This is a genomic window from Cupriavidus sp. SIMBA_020 (assembly GCF_046535395.1).
Lineage (GTDB): Bacteria > Pseudomonadota > Gammaproteobacteria > Burkholderiales > Burkholderiaceae > Cupriavidus > Cupriavidus campinensis.
In genome coordinates this window covers 1-263 of record NZ_JAWRWU010000839.1, presented here as the reverse complement: position 1 = coordinate 263, position 263 = coordinate 1, and the positions used below count along the sequence as shown (strand labels likewise).

Below are 263 nucleotides of genomic sequence, written 5' to 3'. Positions count from 1 at the left end.
GCCTGCGACGCCCTCCAGGGAGCCGCGCACATCGACGTGGATACCGACGCGCTGCGCATCGGCGCGGCGTTGCCCCCCGGCCCGGCGCTCGATGGCGTGCTCGAACAGACCGCGCAACTGTTGCGCCAAGCCAACTGCCTGAGGGGCTGGCGCGATGAATTGCTCGACGTCCTGGACGGCGACATTGCGCTGGGCGTGATCGAACGCGCGGCGGTGCGGCCGCTGGGTCTGTTGACCAAGGCGGTGCACCTGAACGCCTGGAC

1 pseudogene is annotated in these 263 nt (G+C 70.3%); it reads left to right on the top strand.

The features are described 5' to 3' along the window. Window positions 1-263 (top strand): annotated as a pseudogene (locus SB751_RS31745) (NUDIX hydrolase); the annotation flags it as partial.